Source organism: Ktedonobacter sp. SOSP1-85 (assembly GCF_016587415.1).
In the GTDB taxonomy this organism is placed as follows: Bacteria; Chloroflexota; Ktedonobacteria; order Ktedonobacterales; family Ktedonobacteraceae; genus Ktedonobacter.
In genome coordinates this window covers 63,155-84,552 of sequence record NZ_BNJI01000002.1, presented here as the reverse complement: position 1 = coordinate 84,552, position 21,398 = coordinate 63,155, and the positions used below count along the sequence as shown (strand labels likewise).

General features: G+C 53.7%; 18 protein-coding genes and 2 rRNA genes. 13 read left to right on the top strand and 7 right to left on the bottom strand.

Going from position 1 to position 21,398, the window contains the following annotated elements:
* Positions 1-106: 106 nt before the first annotated feature.
* Together KTE_RS28630 and KTE_RS28625 are read left to right on the top strand one after the other, a co-directional pair.
* Positions 107-799 (top strand): TetR/AcrR family transcriptional regulator, encoded by a 693-nt coding sequence (locus KTE_RS28630; protein WP_201387448.1) that lies wholly within the window; start codon positions 107-109, stop codon positions 797-799.
* Positions 800-847: 48 nt separating this feature from the next.
* Positions 848-1,285 carry a MaoC family dehydratase gene (locus KTE_RS28625; protein WP_201387446.1) on the top strand — a complete coding sequence of 146 codons (438 nt, stop codon included), beginning with the start codon at positions 848-850 and terminating at the stop codon, positions 1,283-1,285.
* Between the two features lie 4 nt (positions 1,286-1,289).
* Here KTE_RS28625 and KTE_RS28620 read toward each other — a convergent pair whose 3' ends face one another.
* The gene (locus KTE_RS28620) at positions 1,290-2,285 is read right to left on the bottom strand and encodes an NAD-dependent epimerase/dehydratase family protein (protein WP_201387444.1); all 996 of its coding nucleotides are present in this window, start codon (positions 2,283-2,285) and stop codon (positions 1,290-1,292) included.
* Positions 2,286-2,480: 195 nt separating this feature from the next.
* Here KTE_RS28620 and KTE_RS28615 point away from each other — a divergent pair, with 195 nt between their 5' ends.
* From KTE_RS28615 to KTE_RS28605, 3 genes are all read left to right on the top strand, one after another.
* A complete protein-coding gene (locus KTE_RS28615) occupies positions 2,481-3,014 on the top strand; it encodes a cysteine hydrolase family protein (protein WP_201387442.1) in 534 nt (177 codons plus the stop codon).
* An 813-nt stretch (positions 3,015-3,827) separates the two neighbouring features.
* Positions 3,828-5,305 (top strand): 16S ribosomal RNA (locus KTE_RS28610).
* A gap of 296 nt (positions 5,306-5,601) precedes the next feature.
* Positions 5,602-8,570 (top strand): 23S ribosomal RNA (locus KTE_RS28605).
* Together the 16S and 23S rRNA genes form the textbook arrangement of a ribosomal RNA operon.
* 319 nt (positions 8,571-8,889) lie before the next feature.
* Here KTE_RS28605 and KTE_RS28600 read toward each other — a convergent pair.
* From KTE_RS28600 to KTE_RS28590, 3 genes are all read right to left on the bottom strand, one after another.
* Positions 8,890-9,444 (bottom strand): hypothetical protein, encoded by a 555-nt coding sequence (locus KTE_RS28600; protein WP_201387440.1) that lies wholly within the window; start codon positions 9,442-9,444, stop codon positions 8,890-8,892.
* 305 nt (positions 9,445-9,749) lie between these two features.
* Complete coding sequence (locus KTE_RS28595) at positions 9,750-11,045, bottom strand: RNA-guided endonuclease TnpB family protein (RefSeq protein WP_201387438.1); 1,296 nt, start codon at positions 11,043-11,045, stop codon at positions 9,750-9,752.
* Entirely contained in the window at positions 11,005-11,634 is a 630-nt protein-coding gene (locus KTE_RS28590) for an IS607 family transposase (protein WP_201387435.1), read from the bottom strand. The genes KTE_RS28595 and KTE_RS28590 overlap by 41 nt, the downstream gene beginning before the upstream one ends.
* Positions 11,635-11,834: 200 nt before the next feature.
* Here KTE_RS28590 and KTE_RS28585 point away from each other — a divergent pair, with 200 nt between their 5' ends.
* Complete coding sequence (locus KTE_RS28585) at positions 11,835-12,803, top strand: amidohydrolase family protein (RefSeq protein WP_201387433.1); 969 nt, start codon at positions 11,835-11,837, stop codon at positions 12,801-12,803.
* A gap of 216 nt (positions 12,804-13,019) precedes the next feature.
* A complete protein-coding gene (locus tag KTE_RS28580; protein ID WP_201387431.1) occupies positions 13,020-13,877 on the top strand; it encodes a phosphotransferase family protein in 858 nt (285 codons plus the stop codon).
* 71 nt (positions 13,878-13,948) lie between these two features.
* Here the strand turns inward: KTE_RS28580 and KTE_RS47960 are convergent, their stop codons facing one another.
* Genes KTE_RS47960 through KTE_RS28570 form a run of 3 tightly spaced genes read right to left on the bottom strand, consistent with a single transcriptional unit; the run spans position 13,949 to position 15,819 of the window.
* Positions 13,949-14,752 carry a transposase gene (locus KTE_RS47960; protein WP_236600714.1) on the bottom strand — a complete coding sequence of 268 codons (804 nt, stop codon included), beginning with the start codon at positions 14,750-14,752 and terminating at the stop codon, positions 13,949-13,951.
* Positions 14,727-15,248 (bottom strand): hypothetical protein, encoded by a 522-nt coding sequence (locus tag KTE_RS47955; protein WP_236600713.1) that lies wholly within the window; start codon positions 15,246-15,248, stop codon positions 14,727-14,729. The genes KTE_RS47960 and KTE_RS47955 overlap by 26 nt, the downstream gene beginning before the upstream one ends.
* Complete coding sequence (locus KTE_RS28570) at positions 15,235-15,819, bottom strand: IS607 family transposase (RefSeq protein ID WP_201387429.1); 585 nt, start codon at positions 15,817-15,819, stop codon at positions 15,235-15,237. The genes KTE_RS47955 and KTE_RS28570 overlap by 14 nt, the downstream gene beginning before the upstream one ends.
* Before the next feature lie 173 nt (positions 15,820-15,992).
* Between KTE_RS28570 and KTE_RS28565 the strand changes: the two genes are divergently transcribed.
* From KTE_RS28565 to KTE_RS28535, 6 genes are all read left to right on the top strand, one after another.
* On the top strand, positions 15,993-16,634 hold the full coding sequence (locus tag KTE_RS28565) for an MFS transporter (protein WP_201387427.1): 642 nt from the start codon (positions 15,993-15,995) through the stop codon (positions 16,632-16,634).
* Between the two features lie 159 nt (positions 16,635-16,793).
* Positions 16,794-17,801 carry an aldo/keto reductase gene (locus KTE_RS28560; protein ID WP_201387425.1) on the top strand — a complete coding sequence of 336 codons (1,008 nt, stop codon included), beginning with the start codon at positions 16,794-16,796 and terminating at the stop codon, positions 17,799-17,801.
* Between the two features lie 23 nt (positions 17,802-17,824).
* Positions 17,825-18,352: a hypothetical protein gene (locus KTE_RS28555; RefSeq protein WP_201387424.1), complete on the top strand. Its 528-nt coding sequence runs from the start codon at positions 17,825-17,827 to the stop codon at positions 18,350-18,352.
* 298 nt (positions 18,353-18,650) lie between these two features.
* Positions 18,651-19,088 (top strand): SRPBCC family protein, encoded by a 438-nt coding sequence (locus KTE_RS28545; protein ID WP_201387420.1) that lies wholly within the window; start codon positions 18,651-18,653, stop codon positions 19,086-19,088.
* A gap of 150 nt (positions 19,089-19,238) precedes the next feature.
* Positions 19,239-19,799, top strand: coding sequence for an RNA polymerase sigma factor (locus KTE_RS28540; RefSeq protein WP_201387418.1), 561 nt, complete (start codon positions 19,239-19,241; stop codon positions 19,797-19,799).
* Positions 19,786-21,384: a PQQ-binding-like beta-propeller repeat protein gene (locus KTE_RS28535; protein ID WP_201387416.1), complete on the top strand. Its 1,599-nt coding sequence runs from the start codon at positions 19,786-19,788 to the stop codon at positions 21,382-21,384. The genes KTE_RS28540 and KTE_RS28535 overlap by 14 nt, the downstream gene beginning before the upstream one ends.
* Positions 21,385-21,398: the final 14 nt, after the last annotated feature.

The window sequence follows — 21,398 nt, the reverse complement described above, 5'->3', positions numbered from 1 at the left end:
ACCATCTCCAGGAAAGTCAAGCGGGCAAATAAAAAATAGACAGCCGATAATGAATATGCGATTATGGACAGTGACGAGTTCTAGATCATAAAGGGGAGTTGGATAGATGCAAGAACACACCTCAACGACTTCGCAGCCGGAGGAAGGCGCGGAGAAGCAGGCCAAAGGAAACACCCCACTCACCGCCAGGGGCGAGGCCACGCGTCGCCGTATCCTGGATGTAGCCGAGGAAGTCTTTGGCGAAATAGGTTACTACGAGGCCAGTGTCTCAGAGATCACGCGGCGTGCGAAGGTGGCGCAGGGCACGTTCTATATTTATTTCCCAACTAAACGTGACATCTTCGCCGAGCTGGTGCGTGACCTTAGCCAGCAATTGCGTGGAGCACTGCGCCAGGCCACGGCTGGTTCCTCAGGTCGCCTGGAGACGGAAAGGCGTGGCTTTAAGGCCTTCTTTAGCTTTGTCGCCTCGCACCGGGGTCTCTATCGCATCGTCCAGGAGGCGGAGCGTGTAGCCCCTGAGGCCGCGCAGGAGTATTACCAGGGCATCAGCCAGGGCTACATTCGCGGTCTCCGCTCGGCTATGTCTGAGGGAACGGTAAGAGACATGGAACCCGAACCCCTGGCATATGCCCTGATGGGAATAGGTCATTTCGTCGCCCTGCGCTATCTCATCTGGCCTGCGGATAGCCAGGAGGAGTCTGCCCAGATCCATGACCTACCACCCGAAGTCTTCGAACCCCTCATGAGCTTTATCGAGCAAGGCCTGGCCCAGCCAGCCCACAAAGACACTCCGAAATAAAAAACGCAACCAAACCGTACTAGCTTATTTTCATAAGGAGATCTGTATATGACCGCAGAGCTTGAGCCCAACCTGCCATCCGTCGGAGCCAGGGTCACCCGCACCCGCACCATTACTGACCAGGACATTGTGCGCTTCGCCGAGGTGAGTGGCGACACGAATCCCGTTCACTTAAATGAGGCCTACGCCGCCCAATCGCGCTTTGGTCGCCGCATCGCGCACGGCTTCCTCACAGGCTCCATGATCTCCGCGCTTATCGGTACTGAACTGCCGGGACCAGGCAGCATCTACCTGGGGCAAACCCTGAAGTTCTCCGCCCCCGTCTACATCGGCGATACCATAACCGTGAGCGTCGAGGTCACCAAAGTCCGTGCTGACAAAGGCCTGGTCTTCCTCCAAACTGACTGCATCAACCAGGATGGAGCCAGGGTCCTGACCGGCGAGGCCACAGTCAAATACGAACCCGACCCCACAGCCGCTCCATAACTCACTATTCCTTCAATTTCAAGTGCCAGGCACGTAAAAGCTGTTGCTCACGTTCAGGCGCGAGGCCAGCATGCAATACGTTGTTTGCTGGGCGGGTAGCGTCCCAATCAAGAGTATCCTGGATTGTTTCGGTAAGCGGATGAAAGCGCAGGCCCGCAGCAATTGCCTTGCTACAATCAACCCGTGCAAAGCCGACCATCTCACTGGGTACCCAGAGGGGTAATTGAAGATAGGGCGTGACCTCTTGCTCCAGGAGAAACTGCTCATCTACCCACTCAAATTGTGCGTTGCCGCCACTCACCTGGCGGCAACATTCCAAGAGTTGACGCATCGTTAATGGACTACCAGGTCCCTTCGCGTTATAAATACCAGTTTGGCGCGCTTCGGCCATAGCAATGCACCACGCCGCCAGGTCACGCACATCGATAAACTGAACTGGCTGCTCTGGATTACCGGGTGCTAAAACCTGGCCACCTTGAGCGATACGATGAGGCCAGTAGATAAAGCGATCAGTGGGGTCATGTGGTCCCACGATGAGGCCTGGGCGAATAACCAGCACGCGGTTGGGTAGCGCCTGCTCCGCATAGTGCTCACAGAGTGCTTTACGTGCTCCGTAAGTCTCCCGTGTTTGGGTCTCAATGGCGGTGTCTTCGAGTTTTGAGAGTGGTGAGAGCTCATTGATTGGCGCAACGCTAAAGTCTGCGTAGACCGAAGTAGTAGAGATAAAGGTATAATGGTCAGTGCTCTCTGCTAACAAGCTAGCACTTTCGTGTACCTGGCGCGGAATTTGTCCGTTGGAATCAATCACTGCATCCCAGATGCGCCCATGAAGCAACTGGAGATCGCTCTCGCGGTCACCATGGATCTGCTCCACCTGCGGAAACAATTCGGGATGCGAGAGTCCACGATTAAAGAGTGTTACTGTATGCTGGCGCTCTAACGCTGCCTGAACAAGATGGCGACCCAGAAAACCAGTCCCGCCAAAAATAAGAATTCTCATGTTTTTCTTTTTCCTTCCCCGGAATGCACTGAACAAAATGATACACGAGATTCTTTCTGAGTGAAAAGAGCAAATGCATGCTGATAGCATATGTTTGCAAGGTTACAATGCTATCAGCATACGTACTTCATCTAACGTTGTCGTATTTTCGAAATTATGATATGTATGCTTTAAATATCTATGGAAGGATGCTTTATGGAAATTACTGATACCGCGCTTATCATTGTTGATGTCCAGGTCAACATGTTCTCGCCTGAGAACCCGGTGTATCAGGGTGAACAACTGCTTACAACGATTGTGCGCCTCATCGCGAGGGCGCGCTCAGCCCAGATACCCATTATCTACATCCAGCATGGTAGTCAGCGCCAGGGACATCCTATGGAAGTGGGGAGCGCAGGCTGGCAGATCCATCCCGCTCTTGCGCCTTATTCACAAGACGCCATTATCCAGAAGCATATGTCCTCCTCTTTTTATCAGACTTCACTTGAAGAGTATCTGGTCAACCACCAGATCCAAAAGCTCGTTATCACTGGCATTCAAACGGAACTATGTGTTGACACAATTTGCCGGGAGGCTTGTAGCCGGGATTATGATGTCACCCTGGTCAAAGACGGCCATAGTACCTGGCAAAGAGGCGAACTTACAGCTCCTCAAATTATTGCCCACCATAACTCACTGCTCAATGACTGGTTTGTCACCGTGAAAGAGGAACAAGCTATCCCTTTTTGAAAAGAGTGGCATGCATTGATGATGGCACGCGAACAAACCCCATGTAGGGTCCATGCTTGCATGGACTAACGCCCCCAGCCCAGTAGCCGCGTACGCAAGTAGCGGCTACTGGGCTGGGGGCATTACCCATATGGGTGGGTCTATTTGCACAGCTTGACAGTGTCGGAAGGCTGTGGGATAATGCCCTCACTCCAAACACACGGTAAACAGCGACAATCACCGGCCTGATCGGTGCTCCTGTCCGATTTACCCGGCGTCTGTACCTCGCTTTTGAAGCGCAGGATCGCAGATGCCCAGGCGCCACGCTAAGGTGGCTCGCCACGGGTACTTCCCCCGCTGCATGACACGTTCTCTCCAGAGAAGAGTGGACGTGACTTTGTGCTGTCTCTGACAGGATGCAGAGAGGGTTCCTGACCAGATTTTGCACGACTGAAAACGAGTTTTCCGCGATCGCAAAAAGAAGTCAGAAAAGTACTTGACAAAGCGCAAAGAGTATGCGATACTGACACAGTCAACGGCGAACACGAACACCGCGAACGCCGGAGCGACACACAAGCGCAAGCTCATGGGCTTGCCGGGTTGCGGTTCATCACGCAAAAGAAGAACGAACCAGAGCACCCTGAACAACTGAAGAGTGGAATGCAGAAGTACAACGGAACTTCGTTGATTGAGCATCTTTCAATCGCGAAGAACACCGTTCCTGTCAATTCTGCGAACAAAGCAATGAAGTAACGACAACGTGCTTCTAGCCTGGACGCAAACTACATGATCATTACAGATGCCTGTTGGTATCTGTGAGATACATTCATCACTTGAATGGCGAGTTTGATCCTGGCTCAGGATAAACGCTGGCGGCGTGCCTAACACATGCAAGTCGAACGCCCTCTCGCAAGAGAGGGAGTGGCGGACGGGTGAGTAACACATGGGTACCTGCCCCGAGGTGAGGAATACCGGCGAGAAATCGCCGACAATACCGCATATGTTCCTCCGGGAACAAAGCTCGTAAGGGCGCCTTGGGATGGGCCTGTGGCCGATTAGCTTGTTGGTGAGGTAAGAGCTCACCAAGGCCACGATCGGTAGCTGGTCTGAGAGGATGGTCAGCCACACTGGGATTGAGAACGGCCCAGACTCCTACGGGGGGCAGCAGTGAGGAATTTTCGTCAATGGGGGCAACCCTGAACGAGCAACGCCGCGTGCAGGAGGACGCTTTTCGGAGTGTAAACTGCTTTTCTTGGGGACGAGAACGGACGGTACCCAAGGAATAAGCCCCGGCTAACTACGTGCCAGCAGCCGCGGTAATACGTAGGGGGCGAGCGTTGTCCGGAGTTACTGGGCGTAAAGCGCACGCAGGCGGTTTCGTACGTCTGGAGTGACAGTTCCCGGCTCAACTGGGAAAGGTCTTCGGAAACGGCGAGACTTGAGGGCTTCAGAGGGACACGGAATTCCGGGTGGAGTGGTGAAATGCGTAGAGATCCGGAGGAACACCAATGGCGAAGGCAGTGTCCTGGGAAGCATCTGACGCTCAGGTGCGAAAGCTAGGGGAGCGAACAGGATTAGATACCCTGGTAGTCCTAGCCGTAAACGATGACCACTAGGTGTGGGAGGTATCGACCCCTTCCGTGCCGTCGCAAACGCAATAAGTGGTCCGCCTGGGGAGTACGGTCGCAAGATTAAAACTCAAAGGAATTGACGGGGACCCGCACAAGCAGCGGAGCGTGTGGTTTAATTCGATGCAACGCGAAGAACCTTACCAAGTCTTGACATGCAGATGCACCAGCGGTAATGCGCTGTCCCTTCGGGGCGTTTGCACAGGTGCTGCATGGCTGTCGTCAGCTCGTGTCGTGAGATGTTGGGTTAAGTCCCGCAACGAGCGCAACCCCTACTGCCTATTACATCTTCTAGGCGGAACTGCCCTCACGGGAGGAAGGCGGGGATGACGTCAAGTCAGCACGGCCCTTACGACTTGGGCGACACACACGCTACAATGGCCAGAAACAAAGGGATGCCAACCCGCGAGGGGGAGCCAAGCTCAAAAACCTGGTCTCAGTTCAGATTGCAGGCTGAAACTCGCCTGCATGAAGGTGGAGTTGCTAGTAACCGTAGGTCAGCACACTACGGTGAATACGTTCCCGGGTCTTGTACACACCGCCCGTCACACCACGAAAGTCGGCAACACCTGAAGCCGCCAGGCTAACTCTTCGGAGAGGCAGGCGTCGAGGGTGGGGTCGGTGATTGGGGTGAAGTCGTAACAAGGTAGCTGTACCGGAAGGTGCGGCTGGATCACCTCCTTTCTAGGGAGTCATCAGTATCCTCGTGATACTGCACTCTCAGGTCGAACAGGAACGACCTGTCCGTTGCTACCCTGCTTCCACTCTTGAGCGGTTCGGCCGCTGGTTTTTTCCAGATCCGAAGCCCGCATTGTACCTGAACAACCAAAGAAGTATCCTTCAATTTTGCTGAGCGAGCACGTTGGCATGCGAATGCCCAACCGTGACGTGAGTCATGTCACGCTCGTGACAGTGAAGAAAGAAGACCGAGATCCCATACAACAAGGGTAACTAACCAACAAGAAGAAGCAGACAAGGCAGAACAAGCGAAACAGAGTACGAGGTGGATGCCTTGGCGCTGAAGACCGATGAAGGACGCGGAGACCGGCGAAACATTCAGGGGGAGCTGCATCCAAGCGATGAGCCCTGAGAGTCCGAATGGGGCAACCCCTCCAGAGTCATGTCTGGAGACCTATCGCTGAACACATAGGCGATATGGAGGATCGTGGGTGAACTGAAACATCTCAGTAGCCTGCGTAAGAGAAATCAACCGAGATTCCCGTAGTAGTGGCGAGCGAACCGGGAAGAGCCCAAACCATCTATTCCTTGGAATAGGCGGGGTTGTAGGACTTCCATCAGCACACTTTTCCTTACTCGAAGGCATTGGAACGTGCCACCAGAGGGGGTGAGAGTCCCGTAGAGGACGAGGAGAAGGGTGTGGGGAGGATCCTGAGTACCACGAGACACGTGCAATCTTGTGGGAAGCTGGGGGGACCACCCTCCAAGGCTAAAGAACTTCAGCGACCGATAGCGAACAAGTACCGTGAGGGAAAGGTGAAAAGTACCCCGAGAGGGGGATGAAAGAGTCCCTGAAACCACGTACTCACAAGCAGTCAGAGGCCACTGTCTCATGAGAGACTAAGGGCTGATGGCGTGCCTTTTGTAGAATGATCCGGCGAGTGCATCGCACGTTGCAGGTTAACCAGCGCTAAAGCTGGGGAGCCAGAGGGCAACCGAGTCTCAAACAGGCGTGTATGTAGCGGCGATGCGACCCGAAACCGTGTGAGCTACCCATGAGCAGAGTGAAGCGGATGTAACAGTCCGTCGAGGCTCGAACCCACCAGTGTTGCAAAACTGGGGGATGACTTGTGGGTAGGGGTGAAATGCTAATCGAACACGGAGATAGCTGGTTCTCCCCGAAATGTATTGAGGTACAGCCGCGACCAAGAGCGTGGTGGAGGTAGAGCACTGGATAGGCTAGGGGCCCTGTGCGGGTTACCAACCCTACTCAAACTCCGAATGCCACTACGTGTTTATCGCGAGTGAGACGGCGGGGGCTAAGCTTCGTCGTCAAAAGGGAAACAGCCCAGACCATCGGCTAAGGTCTCCAAATCGATGCTCAGTGTCAAAGGGGGTCAATGCGCCCAAACAGCCAGGATGTTGGCTTAGAAGCAGCCATCATTTAAAGAGTGCGTAATAGCTCACTGGTCGAGTGCAATGGCACCGACAACGTATCGAGGCTTAAGCATCGTACCGAAGCCGTGGAATACAGCTTTTCGCTGTATTGGTAGGGGAGCGTTCTCGACGCCTGAGAAGCCAGACCGCAAGGACTGGTGGAGGTAAGAGAAGTGAGAATGCCGGAATGAGTAGCGCAATGTCTGCGAGAACCAGACACACCGAATGCCTGAGGGTTCCTGGGCAACGTCAATCGTCCCAGGGTGAGTCGGGCCCTAAGCCGAGGGCGTCATGCCGTAGGCGATGGAAAGCAGGTCAGAGAATCCTGCACCGGAACATTTCGTTATGAGCAATGGGGGGACGCGGTAGGGAAGGTGAGCCGATCGAATGGACAGGATCGGTGCCTCTGTTGAAGCGCGTGACCGAGGAAAATCCCGGTTGCATTATGCGTAACACTGAGGCCGAGCGCCCGCGAGGGTGCGGAAGTCATTGGTCCCCAGGCCGTCAAGAAAAGCCTCTCGCCAGAAATTGTTCCGCCCGTACCGCAAACCGACACTGGTAGGCAGGGGGAAATCTCCCCAGGTGATCGAGCGACCCTCTGTTAAGGAACTCGGCAAATTAACCCCGTACCTTTGGAAGAAGGGGTGCCTGCGTAGCTGTCGCTCTTCGGAGCGGTGGTGAGAAGGTTGCAAGAAATCGGCTCAAGCGACTGTTTACCAAAAACACAGGTCTCTGCGAACGCGAAAGCGGAAGTATAGGGGCTGACTCCTGCCCAGTGCCGGAAGGTTACGAGGAGTGGTGTGCGTAGCCACGAATCTAAGCCCCGGTGAACGGCGGCCGTAACTATAACGGTCCTAAGGTAGCGAAATTCCTTGTCGGGTAAGTTCCGACCCGCACGAAAGGAGTAACGACTTGAGCGCTGTCTCGACAGAGGACTCGGCGAAATTGAAGTACCCGTGAAGATACGGGTTACCCACGACAGGACAAAAAGACCCCGTGGAGCTTTACTACAGTTTGGCCTGGAAACGAAGTATGGTGTGCGTAGCATAGGTGGGAGCTTAAGAACTCATCCTTGTGGGGGTGAGGGAGGCAGCAGTGAAATACCACTCTCACCATGGTTTGTGTCTCACACGTCACCGTGATCCGGGACGTGAACAGGGCCAGATGGGTAGTTTGACTGGGGCGGTCGCCTCCCAAAGAGTAACGGAGGCGCCCAAAGGTTCCCTCAGGGTGGATGGACATCACCCTCTGTAGAGTGTAAAGGCACAAGGGAGCTTGACTGTAAGGCAGACAAGCCGAGCAGGGACGAAAGTCGGGCTTAGTGATCCCACATTCCCGTGTGGAAGGAGTGTGGCTCAACGGATAAAAGCTACCCCGGGGATAACAGGCTTATCTTGCCCAAGAGTTCACATCGACGGCAAGGTTTGGCACCTCGATGTCGGCTCGTCGCATCCTGGGGCTGGAGTAGGTCCCAAGGGTTGGGCTGTTCGCCCATGAAAGCGGCACGCGAGCTGGGTTCAGAACGTCGCGAGACAGTTCGGTCTCTATCCGTCGTGGGCGTCGGAAAAGTGAGGGGAGTCATCTTCAGTACGAGAGGACCGAGATGGCTTGACCGCTAGTGCGCCAGTTGGGGGGCCTCCTCCAGAGCTGGGTAGCTACGTCAAGAAGGGATAAGCGCTGAAAGCATCTAAGCGCGAAGCCGACCCGAAGATAACTTTTCCCACTCTCTTGGAAGAGTCAAGATCCCAGGAAGAAGACCTGGTGGATAGGCTGCGCGTGGACGCCTGGTAACAGGTGGAGCGGAGCAGTACTAATGATCGTACGGCTTGTTTCCCAAGTGTTTCTTCGCATGTGTGGTGAGTCCTTGTGGTGTGAGTGATCGGTCTGTGATCGGACCTGAGCACGAGCAAGAGGGCGAGCGGCACGGGGAGCAGGAGCAGGCCAGCGTGGCTCAGCAAAATTGAGGGAATACTTCTTTGGCAGGTGACATCAGAACGAAAAAGGGTTCGCAGTGGAAGAATGATGCTGCGAACCCTTTTTTTGTTGCCATTCTAAAACTGTACCTTGCCCGCAACCTCATAATAAATACGTATGCCATTCACATCAGCGAAGCCCGAGTAGCCTTGCTTCGTACTGGTCATATCTTCTTCTCCTTAAATCTTCTCGCTCCAACGCACAATCCTTGCTTCTTTTATCGAAATAGCTCCCTTTACCAGAACATGTGGCACACCCACAAAGTATGCCCCATTTCTCCCCACGCTTTTCAAATGGTCGTACCACGCCAGCGTCTCCTCCGGAACCCGCTCTAGTTCCTGGTAGCTCTCAGGCTTGAGCCATGCTACCGCCTCCTCGGGTAGCGCCTCAGCAACTCCATGAGCATTTGAATCATAATATATGGCGGTAGGCAGACCGCGAATGGCCTCAATAGGTATTTGGAAGAAGGTCTTGTCCGGCGAGAGCGTGAATCCTCGGGCCTGGAGCTCCTTATAGATAAGATAGGGATGGATCGGTGAGCAGAAAACCACATCGCTCCAGCGACAATTCAGCTTAGGCACAAAGAGTTGCGGCAAATCATAGCGACTGGGATGATCCCGGTACTTAGCGATCTCGCGCTGATAAAGCTCTGGATAAAGCGCTTTAAGCCCATTCAGCGGATATAACATGTTCTCCTGCATCTCCACTGGACATGCATGATAGATCGCAGGCATCAGCATTCTCCCTCTCTAGAGCACGAAAATATTCCAGCATGCGCATTCTACCACGAAGCCGAACGCACCGCTGTACGCTCTATAACAGAAATTTGCAATATTCTATGTTATACTTGCAGTCATTCTGCTACCTTTCTCATACTCAAAGGTGAGCGAACCCACCCTTAAGCGGTCAGTTGTTCCTGCTTCATCGTCAGTTGCCAGCGCACGGGAACCTTTGGATCAGCCCTCCCGTTTCGGTCTCACATTGACTCCACAGGCGCTTTTACGTCATCGGTCGTAGCCACTACCCAGGACGGCCAGCTTTAGGCGTGAAGCTGGCGAAGCATGTCGGTGGCGAACCACGCGAGATTCAACGCGGCATTCAGGTCGCGGTCCAGGATGCGTTTACAAATCAGGCATTGATAGGTACGATGTTTGAGTGGCATGCGCTTTTTGACATGCCCACAACACGAACACCGTTTGGTGGAAGGAAACCAGCGCGAGGCAATGAACACGTCTCCTCCTGCGGTGGCGACCTTGGTCTTGAGGAACTGCAAGAGTTGTCCCATCGCCGCATCAGCCACAGCTCTCGCCAGTTTGCGATTGGCCATCATCCCCAACAGATGGAGGTCTTCGATGCCGATCACTCCAGCGGTCCGTGCCAGTTCGCTGGTAAACTTGTGCTGGACATCCCGGCGAATATTGGCGATCTTCTGGTGCTCGCGGGCCACCTTCACCCGTTGTTTCTCATAATTTTTGCCGAAAACGGTTCGGCCCGTCTCCGGGTCTTTCGTTTTCTGCTTCCGTGCAAGGGTTCGTTGCAGCTTGCCGAGCTTCCCCAGATGGTGTTCGAGCGGCTTTTGGTTCTCAAGTCGTCGCCCATCGGAAACCACAGCAGCCTGCTTGATGCCTACATCCACCCCCACGACAGCCGTGGGAGTGGGAGAGCGCTGTTTCTTGATCTCGACCTGAATACTCACATACCAATGACCTGCTTCACAGGAGACCGTTGCCCCCAACATTTTGGCCGACTCACAGATGACCTGCTTGCGCTGGTTGCGCTTCTTCGTCGGCTGTGGCGCTTTTCCCTCCTCCACAAAGCGCAGCTTTTCGGCGAGATTGACGGTCCCAAGTTTGCGAAGCAGTTTCCCTCGTCCTTTCCCGATCTTGCGCTGATCCAGAAGGAAGCGGCCAAGTCCTGGGATTGACATCCAATGACTGCCGAGGGTGAATTTGTCATTGGAAAGGTAAAAGGATTCGTGCGATTTTCCTTTTTTCTTGTACCTGGGATACTCGGCTCGGCCTGCGAAGAAGTTATCGTAGGCTTTCTTCAGGTCATCAAAAGCTCCTTCCACCACACATTTCGTCACGTCGTAGGTCCACGGATACTCCTGCTCCCGGATCTTGTTGAACTGCTTTTTCAGGGACATCGCGTTGGGGGACGTGAGCGTGCGCTCGGCCTCGGGGACCGTTTCTCGTTCCACTTTGTACGCTTGATACTGTTTCTCCCACTGTTCTCTCCCCCAGTTGTACATGAACCTTCTCGTACCACAGGCACGTTTGAGATACTCCACCTGTTCAGGCGTCGGGTTGATCCGTATTTTGTGCGCGGTTTTCATCCTTGAGCGCTTTCTCTAAGGCTTTGCGGTAATTCCTGAGACCGTACAAGCGTGAACTAAAATCGTGGACAATACTCATCAAGTCCTGCACGACCTCTTGTTCGGGCGAAAGTGTCTCCGTGTTCATCACAACCAATTCCGTGTGATGAGTCTCGCACAGATGCTTGATCAGGGCAAAGCCACAGCGAGCCAGCCGATCCTCATGGGCAATGAGCAGGCGCGAAACCTGCCCTTCGATAATGGCATCGACGAGCCGAAGAAACCGCTTGCGCTCAAAATTGAGGCCGCCCCCGATTTCCATGATCCACTCATCCACCACCAGTGACTTGGAGGCTGCGTAGCTTTCTAAGGCGGCCCGTTGGTTGTGTAAATCCGGTCGTTGAGCGGGGCTTGACACCCGGCAATAGGCCACCGTTCGGCGTATGGCTGGCCGTTGAGGAAGGTTAAGCGCCGTAGCCAGATCGGCCTCATCATAGTAGCGACGCCCGGAAATGGTTCGTTTCGCTTTGAGGCGGCCTTCCCGATCCCAGCGCTGCAAGGTTTTTACACTGACACCTATTTGCTTGGCAAACTGTGCAACTGAGTACATGTAATGATTTTAGCTCACTTTTGCACACTTTGTCAATATCTGGTATTCATCTCCTTCTTGGCTGAGAAGAGTATGCTGTCAGAGAGACCAACTCAAGCGTACAGTTTATTTGTGTAAGCTGGTCAATCTATTATTGGCAGCATAAGCATTTTCAGCGTGGCCCGTAGTGTGTGGAGAAGGGCCTTGAGGAGTGGCGCCTTATGAGCAGCACAGAGCTTATACCCTATCGTATAGATGTGCATCATCATGTTATTCCGCCCTTTTATGTCGAGGTTTTGCGCCAGGAGGGTATTACTGAGGCGGTGCCGGGTGTGTCCTTCCCCAACTGGAATATCGACGACATGATCACCATGCTGGACCAGCAGGGCATTGCAGCTGCCATTGTCTCGATCTCGGAGCCAGGCATCTACTTTGGGGAGAAGGTCAAAGCTCAGGCCCTGGCGCACCGCGCCAATACATTCCTGGCTGAGCTAGTGCAGAGCCATCACACACGCCTGGGCGCCTTCGCCATTCTTCCCTTGCCCGACACTGATGCAGCGCTCAAAGAGATAGAGTACGCGCTCGATACGCTCAAGCTAGATGGTATTGGCTTGCTCACCAACTATCGCGGAACCTATCTTGGCTCTCCAATCTTTGACCCACTCTTCGCCGAGCTGAACCGCAGACGAATCCCAGTCTTTATCCATCCCTCCACTCCTCCATCCAAGGATCAGCCGCATTTCGGGCTTCCTGCGCCACTCTACGAATTCCCCTTCGATACCACGCGCGCGGTCGCGAATCTATTATACAGCGGCACCATGGAGCGCTATCCCATGCTGCGCCTGATTCTCTCCCACGCAGGAGGTACAGTCCCCTTTCTGGCCAAGCGCCTGATGACTGGTGCAATGCTTGCCAAGCTCAGTGATCGTACTCCCGAGCATATGCTAGCCCTGCTCAAGCGTTTCTATTATGATGTCGCCATGTCAATCTCGCCCTACTCGCTCCCCTCGCTCCAGGCCCTGGCCGACCCCTCTCACATTCTCTATGGCAGTGACTATCCCTTCGTTCCAGTCGACGCCATCGCCCGCGACATCAAAGAACTGCGCAACTACGATGGCTTCGACCGCCAGGAGATCCACCTGGTCGAGCGCGAGAATGCCCTGCTCCTCTTTCCTCGTTTGCGCTCATGAAGGGCAACAAAGGCGAGTTGCAGCGAATAAAATCGCGTGAAGCTTGATGGCGACACATGATAATGATCGTCGCTCTCATCATGGATATAGCCACTTGCTCCAATAGCAACCCCAGGCCTCTTCTAAAATGCTCTTTTCACATGCAGCAAGCAAGAGGTAAAATAACCGTTGAGATAAAGATGTCCAACAAAGATATTTGAGGAGCAATAACGGGGTATGTCACATGAACACCTTGATCCACATGCTATTCTTGAAACACTTGGTTTGCTTGATGTTACTGCCGTAGCCCCTGTGCATGGAGGAACAGATACTGCTATCTGGCGTGTTGAAAAAGCTGGAACGGTCTACGCCTTACGTGTTTTCCAGAAGGGAGAGGATGATGACTGCCAACGCGAGCAAGTGGTAATGCAGGCCGCACTGGCGGCAAGTTTGCCTGTGCCGCAGGTTCATGCAATGGGGAAATGGCACGATTATCCTGCACTTCTTTTATCCTGGCTCCCAGGAAGGCCTATTGCTGAGGAACTGCTTGCGCATCCCTGGCGAGCCTGGTCTCAGGGGTTGCTGTTTGGTCAGATGCAGGCCACTATTCATACCCTTGCTGCACCTGAAGTGCTCTGCCAGCAACCCGAGGCGTGGATCAAATGGTCTGGCCCGGACGAGAAGCCACTGCAAGAGTGCCTGCACCGAGCGAAGCAGCAAGCTCTTACGCTGCTTCACCTGGATTATCACCCTCTCAATGTGCTGACTGACGGAAACAAGATAACTGCAGTGCTTGATTGGAGGAATGCTCTCTCTGGCGACCCTCGCGCTGATGCGGCCCGCACAGTCTCTATCCTTCGTTATGCTAGTCTTGGAAGACGATCTATTTTAGAATTGCTCGTGCTGAGGATCTTTGAAGCTGGCTGGCGTAGGGGCTATGAACAAAAGAGAGGAGCCTTAGGAGACATGAATCTCTTTTACGCCTGGGCTAGTGTTGTGATGGAGAGAGACCTGGCAACAAAGCTCACACAGAAGGAACTCTCTCTTATTCACCAGTGGACGTTAAAATGGAAAAAGCGCATAGGGTGCCTCTAGAAGCCATCTCTACAAGTCCTCAGTCTACTGGATTGTTTTTATATTGAAGGCCAGTTATAGTTCCGTCGCGACTAGCGAATCCTGACAGGAGCCAGGATTTTCTCGCGAGCGGGTTTGTGAGGGAATGACTTCCTCACCGGATGGACTACCGGCAGATGGACCCTGCACTCCCCATCCTCTACTCCCTTGCGCTCGAAAGCTCCAGGAGCTACTTTGCGGATAATATTCCCTGCGCCATTGACATCAGCATGGATGACTCGCCCATCGGCTGCTCGATACAGTCCCCGCTCGATGCGCTTGCCGCTAAACTGGTAGGCCACCTGCTCGCCTTTGCGATACACGGGCAGGGGGTCGAGATCAAGCAAGCTGGCTTTGCTCGTGTACGACTCTTCGGTGAGGATCACGCGAACGCCGACCAATTCCGCTTTATACTGCAGCATCTGAATGAAGCGCGCATGCGGGATCTGCACAAAGTGCTGATTGGTGCGCTTCCCTAAGCGGATCGCTTGTTTTTGCAACGGATTCTTGCCGATGATCAACGTCCCGATCCCCTCGGCGACCAAAAGATCAATCAGGAAGCGGCTGGCCGTATGCAGGTCGTGCTCGATCCGCCGGTTGCGTCGAGTCGTCAACTGTTCCACGCGCCGACTTCGGCCAAGATGTCCGAGGGATTTCTGGAGCACTGCTCGTTGTTTGTTATAATACTGGTTACAGGACTTGATGCCGCGCCCGTTAACAATCACCGGTACAAAGCCTGGTTTGTTTGAAGTTAGCGTGGCCAGATTATCCATACCCGGATCGAGTCCGGCGAGCAGATCAGGATCAACCGCCGTGACGGTGGGTTCGTGTTCAGAGATGACGCGCGACCACGACATAGCCCACTTTGGGAACCATGCGCACCTGCGCGATGGCTTTGGGGTCTTGCCGGGTTTTCACCTGGATGCCCAGTTGCGAGGGCTGGATGATCCCCCGATCCAGGGTCCGTTTGCCTCGGCTCACCGCTTGCATGGTATAGACGAGCAGGTTACGCCCCTTCGCCTTGGGCAAGTACTTTGGGAGTTGAGGACGCCCCACGAACTTTGCCGGGATCTCTCGATACACCAGAAGCGCCGCCCAGAAACTCGACCAGGCGGTGCTGACCTGCTTGAGCACCTGTTGCGCGACTTTGGCAGGCAACGCCCGGTATGCTTCGTGCTCTTGCATCCGCTTATCCAGCGCAGGATAGGAGAGGCTGGTGTTGGTCAAAAAGAACGTTTGACGCAACTCATAGAGGGCGGCATTGTAGAGATTCTTGGAGGCAAAACAGGCTGCATCCACGCAGGCAAAGCGCGGATCGGTCTGCGCAATCACATGCTTTTCAACCAGGTGCATCTTGCGCCTCCAATTCCTGGACAATGCGCTCGGTCTTTCGTTTCGCTCGACGCTGCCCATAGCGTCTGGCACAGAAGCTATAAATGATGCTCGTCAGGTCGGTGAGCAGATCTTCGGTCTCATTTTCGGCCTGATTGACCACCTCGATTTCCCGCCCGCAAGCGGTGAGGAGCGTCTCAATATAGCGAAAGCCAAAGCGCGTCCCCCGGTCTTTGTGTTCAATGACAATCCGCCCGACGTTGGGATCAGCCAGGAGCGCCAGAAACTTGGGCCGATTGTCGTTGACCCCCGAACCAATTTCTTTGACCACCTTGCTCACCTGATAGCCACGAGCCGCACAGTACGCCACGAGCCGCTCCGCCTGACTGTCCAGGTTCGCCTTGTTCTCGGCTGAGGAGACGCGGGTGTACACCACCGTCACAGCTTTCACCGGGCTGGCGGATCTTGCAGGTTCATCGATCAGGATAGTGTGCGCTCCCACGCGTCGACCCTGAATCTTGCCGTCTCGGAACCAGCGCCAGGCCGTCTCATAGCGGACCCCTTGTTGTTTTGCGTAATCACTGAGTTTCATAGGAAAAGTGTACCATGATTCTCAGTGATTGTCAAGGATTCGCTATATCTTCAATGATCGGTTTCAATGCTCTTTTTGCATGAGCCAACCTAAGTAAGCAGGCTGATTGTGTCTTGCGCATAACCTGGAAATAGTAAGAACCAGCCAAAGCCTTATGGAGAGAAAATTTATTTTTGATAGTCTTCCACGTGAAATTTAGTATCAGCATCATCATTGTTACCCTTGGTACAGGAGCCTTGAATGCCCTCGATGTCTTCTTTGTCACGCAAAATCTCCATACCGATCCCAACCTATATGGAGTTATTGGCATGGGCCTTGGTGTGGGTTCAATTCTGGGCGCGCTGCTCTCTGCCTTCTTCACTCAGCGCCTGGGCGTTGTGCGTACCTATTGGGGTTGCCTGGTCTTGGCTGGTTTGCTAATGTTGTTGTACTCGCGCATGAATAGCTTCGTACCCGCGTTCATTGTGATTAGCTTTGTTGGCATTCCAATTGCCGCTTTGAATGCCGCCATGTTTCCTCTCTTATTGCATGCCGCGCCGAGAGAACTGCTGGGCCGGGTCGTTGCCGTGCTTACTCCGTCTCTGACCCTGGCCTCGCTGCTCTCAACCGTTCTGGCGGGTTTTCTGGCCAGTAACCTGCTCCTGGGTTTCCATGCAACTGCATTTGGCGTCACCTTTGGCACCATCGATACCATCTTCAGCGTCTCAGCCATTCTTATCATCCTGGGCGGCCTCTACGCCCTGATCAACCTGCACCACATCCGTCTCGACGAGAAACCATCCTCACCACAAGAAGAGATTGCAATCGCTGAGTAAATGAAGTTTAAGAGCGTGGGAGAGCGCTTTTGACCAATATGGCGTTCTCTCACGCTCTTTATTTTTGCTTCTAGCCCGCCAACTGTATTCCTGTGTAATGGTTTGTGTGGTAACGTGTAAGGAGCACCATCTATTTCAACTTTGTGCAGGAGGGCATGTATGAAGCTCAAACGGCTGGGTAATACTGGTTTGCAGGTGAGCGAGGTCGCGCTAGGGACAATGACCTTTGGCCACCAGGCGAACCAGGAGGTGGCCTTTCAGATGATGGATATTGCGGAGAGGGCGGGCGTCAACTTCTTTGATACAGCCAATATTTATCCTGATACCGAGGCCGGCTTGCAGGGACGTACCGAGGAGATTGTGGGAAACTGGCTGCGGGTACGTAAGGCGCGCGAGCGTATTGTGTTGGCGACGAAGTGCGGCGGCCCGATGGGCGAGGGGCCAAATCAGTCGGGCCTGAGCCGTAAGCATATCCTGGCAGCCTTCGAGGCCAGCCTGCATCGTCTGCAAACTGACTATCTCGATCTCTACCAGGTGCATTGGCCCGATCCCCAGACGCCCATAGAGGAGACGCTGAGCGCCCTGGATCAGCTTGTACGTGAGGGTAAGGTACGCTATATTGGCTGTTCAAATTTCCCTGCCTGGCAATTGGCAGATGCGCTCTGGACCAGCAAAATGCATGGTTTGTCCAGCTTTGTGAGCGATCAGCCGCGTTATAACATGCTGTTTCGCATGATTGAAGACGAGATTCTGCCTCTCTGTCGCGCGCATGGCCTGGGCGTCATCGTTTACAATCCCCTCGCCGCTGGTGTCCTGACGGGTCGTTACCGGCAAACCCCAGAGGTGCAGCAAGGGACACGCTTCAGTCTTAGAGGTAGTGGTCAGCTCTATCAGCGTCGCTATTGGAAGGAGGCTATGTTCGAGGCTGTCGAACAACTCCATGATTTCTTCACGCCACGTAATAAGAGCCTTACCCATGTTGCCCTGGCCTGGGTGCTTCAGCAGCCTGGAATTACCAGCGCCATACTGGGGGCAAGCAGGCCTGAGCAACTCACCGATAGCCTAAAAGGCGTCGAGCTGATACTGGATGAAGAGGAACTCAATGTGTGCAACGAGACCTGGTTCCAGTTGCCACGCGAACAGGATCAGGGAGTTGCGCGCAGATAAGTTTGCATTCAGGAGGTGTTAGTATGAGTGAGGTCGTACGGCGAGAGGACCTGCTGCGCCACCTGCGCGACCTCAGTACCGGAACCTATGAAGGCCAGGTAAGTCGTGCGGAGAAAGAAGAGATCTATCGTAAGGCCGTCGAGCTATTAACTCCAGTGGTACAGTCGATCCTGGAGGAGGCCAACTGTCTATTTCTAGATGGTACAGGCCAGGTGCGTGTTATTGGACCAAAGAATGATGGTCAGGGTGGCCTGGAGACACGCTTTGAGCTGACCTGGCCGAAACAGCGGACGGCCCAGGTCATGCGTGGCCCTCGCGCTCCACTGCGACCTATAATCATCAAGGCGCACTATGGGCGCGGCTTTCTGCATCCACATCTCTCTGGCTCTAGTGGCGGCAACTGGCCCTTACAGATTCTCAACGCTGAGGACGCTGAGCGCCAACGCACTATCCTGGCCGCTATCGTCGAGATGGAGTTACATGAGCGTATCTTCGAGACCGATTGGCACATCCTGCCTATCAGTCGACAATGGCAGCAGGATAAAAACTAGCTGCTTCTTATGGACAAGAGGGGGCTTGCACTGACCACAGGGCAGCGCTCTCTTGCCTTTTCGTCTTTTGCTGGTAAGCAATTGATCAACAATAATATCGTCTTACATAAGGCGTATGGAGAGGCGTACTACTGGCTGGCGATCGCCAGCCAGTAGTACGCCTCTACCTATATACTTTTAAACCTATGGGTGCCAAAGGCGCGAAAGCTTACATAGTAAGCAGATTAGTGAACTTTACAAGACTTTCTCTTTGGCATGATAATGTAAGGGAAAAGAATGAAGGAGTAACAAAAAAATTATGGCTAAATTGCGCTTCACCATATTCATTCAACGCCCACCGGAGACAGTGTACAAGGTGCTTGCCGACCTGCGCGGCTATAAGTCCTGGCTACCGGCGTCGAACCTGTTTAGGGAGACTACTATTACGACTGATGGCCCGGTACAGGTAGGCACGGCCTATGTGGATAAGGGTCCCTCTTCGGAGATGCAGGGCGAGGTCACAGCGCTTGAGCCACATTCACGTATTGCTTTTCATCAGGCGGCGCGCACGGGTGTGCTCGATATACATGTACGCTATACGCTTCAGCCAAAGGAGGGCGGTACTCAGGTTGTCAGGGAGCTAAAGTTGCGTACTAAGGGTCTGGTGACCCTTTTGCAGCCGGTTCTTGTACGCGCCATTCGTAAGGAGAACGAACGCATTCTTCAACGCTTGAAGTGGTACCTGGAGGCGCGGTAGCCTGAAAACACTTCCTTCTTTGAGAGGTCACATGCCATAACGGTAATAACAGTGTATGTGGCCTCTTTTTATTTTTGGCGTAACACTTTTCATTGCTCATGCGACGGAACAAATGAGATCTCAAAACTAGAAAAATTGCTGAGGACATGGATGCAGTTGTTTAAGCAGCAAACAAACCCGGACCATAAGACCCTGGTGGCCGAATTATATACACGTTATGCGCCGGCCATAATGATGTATATACGTCGGCAAGTACTTTCTCAGGAGGATGCGGAAGATATCTTATTAGAGGTGTTTACAGTCGCGCTAGAGAGCAAAGTGCTTGGTCAGTTGAATGAATATAAGCGAAAAGGCTGGCTCTGGAGTGTGGCGCACAACAAGGTGATGGATTATCATCGGCGCGCCAAACATCGCACTCACACGAATCTGGAGGATGTGGTAGAGGATCTGCTGGAGGATGAGATGGATGCGCCAGAGTTTATCGCTTTACGCAATGAGGCGCATGCCCAGGTACGCGAGCGTTTGCTCTCGCTTTCAGAGGTGCAGCAGGAAGTGGTGCGCTTACGCTTCGCCCACGGCCTGCGTAGCCCTGAAATCGCAACATTGGTCAATAAGAGCGAGGCGGCGGTGCGTGTCATGCTCTCCCGCGCGCTCAACAGTTTGCGGGGAATCTACAACATGGATGGTGAGGAGACACATGATGGACGATAAAGAGTACTTTAACCCGGGGATTGTAGATGAGCAGATCGATGCGTTACTGCAAACTGGGAGCCATCCCAATGAAGAGACGCGCACTGTACATGATCTACAAAGCCTCTACAGGAGCGATCTGCGCTCGCTGGAACGAGTGTGGGAGCGCCTGGACCTGGGTACAGACACAGGCTTTAGGAAAAATCCCTGGACAAAGAGAATTTCTCACAACAACAAACCATTAGAATCTGAAAGGTTTCGATATATGCAAGGACAGCATACTCAACGAGATAAAGCCAAATCATCTTCGACGTTTATGCGCCGCTTTGGCCTGATCGCTGCGGTGCTCTTCGCGGCGCTTTTGGTGGGGAGCCTGGTCGCCCTTCTGAATGTTGCCCGCGGGCAACACAATGGCCCAGCCTCTTCAGGGAATGCACACATTACGAATGTGCCCAACCTCCAGGTGAAAACGCCTTTTGGCGTGTATATTGGCGGTGATGGCGGTGTGACCAAACTCGACCCTAAGACGGGAAAGGCGATCTGGAGTTATACTGTAACATTTAAAAAGCCTTCGCGGGATATGGTCGGTATCGGCATCAATCGTATCATACTGAGCGGAAATACCCTCTTCGCGCTGGTTGGTAATTCTCTGAGCATTAGTACAGATGGGCAACAGGGCGTCATTGCGCTCAATGCCCAGGATGGCTCGATCTTCTGGAACAAGAGTATAGACCAGGGGAGAGTAACAGATATGGCGGTCGGCGATGGCCTGCTCTACGTCGATACGGTTGCCTATGCTGATAAAGCCTCTCCTAAAACCGATATCCACGTTTTTAGCGCGAGCACAGGCGTTGAGAAGCGCAGCTACTCTTTCCAGATGGCTATTACTTCTATGACATGGAACGCGGGCAAACTCTACCTGGGCACCGATCACGGTCTGTATGTTACCAAAGCAACGGATGGTACCGTCGTTTGGAAGCAGGAAGTATCACATGAGCAGTTCTATGTGACGCGCCCATATGTCGTGAATGGCGTTGTCTATGCCTCCTTTGACTACACGAGCGAGGTGGGTGGCAGCCATTCAGACATCGAGGCATACGATACGCTGAGTGGCAAGCAGCTATGGCATACTCAAGACATCCCTGGTCAGGTCTTTGATATCGCTCTGGATAAGAAGGCTGTGTACCTGGGTATCCTGCGGCATAGCTCAAGCGGTTTGAATGTATTCCTGGGGACGGTCTACTCCTACAATCTCCAGAATGGGCAGAGAAACTGGGAGACCTCCGTGGCTGGCGCGGTAGAGAGTGCGCCTGTGGTCGTCAATGGTGTCGTCTACGCGCCAACCTATGGAGGCACGGATGGTAATGGGCATACGACGACCGCTTTGGATGCCAGCACCGGGACGATCAAATGGCAGAAGCCGATCACCCTGGGTCTCGCGCTCAATCCAGTCGCGGCTAATGGCCTGGTTTACGTCGCCGATTGCAACGCCTTCGATTCCAAGCAGCCATTGGGAACCAGGGTGTATGGCTACAAGGCCGACGGCACATTGGCATGGCAGTTTAGCACTGATCGTAGTGTAATGTCTCTGGTGGTTGCCGAATAAGCAGATTTTCAAAG